Genomic DNA, 566 nt, shown 5'->3' with positions numbered 1-566 from the left:
ATCATGCGCTCCGTCTATCAAACGGAGCAGCCCCTTCCAACTAAGCACGTGGTCCCACAATCGGGGTCCATTTCAGGAATCGAACGATCCCCGCCGGATGGCGCGTTGGGTGATGAGCGCGAAGAAGCGTTCGACCTGGTTGAGCCAGGAGGCGTAGGTTGGCGTGAAGTGAATGTGCCAACGCGGACGGCGGGCGAGCCGGGCCCTGACTTTGGGATGCTTGTGAGTGGCGTAGTTGTCGACGATGAGATGGATGTCCAGTTGGGCCGGCACGTTAGCTTCGATATGACGCAGGAAGGCGAGGAACTCCGGGTGGCGATGGCGGGGTTTGCATTGAGCGATGATTGCGCCGTCGAGCACGTTGAGGGCGGCAAACAGGGTGGTCGTGCCATGACGCTGGTAGTCGTCGGTGACGCCTTCGATGTAGCCGAACCCCAACTGCTGGCGCGAACCGCCCGCCTAAATAGTGGCAATTGCGCAGCGTGCTCCTCGAGGGTGTCAGTAACTCAGTGTAAGATGGTTTCTGTGAGTTTACCTTTGACAGGAGACTCACATGGCTACGGATT

The 566-nt window shown here is 58.8% G+C and carries 1 pseudogene; it reads right to left on the bottom strand.

The features are described 5' to 3' along the window. Positions 1–75 precede the first annotated feature (75 nt). Positions 76–420 (bottom strand): annotated as a pseudogene (locus AAFX91_RS42330) (IS630 family transposase); the annotation flags it as partial. Positions 421–566: the final 146 nt, after the last annotated feature.

Source organism: Bradyrhizobium sp. 31Argb, from assembly GCF_043638955.1.
In the GTDB taxonomy this organism is placed as follows: domain Bacteria; phylum Pseudomonadota; class Alphaproteobacteria; order Rhizobiales; family Xanthobacteraceae; genus Bradyrhizobium.
This window is presented reverse-complemented; position numbering and strand designations above follow the sequence as displayed.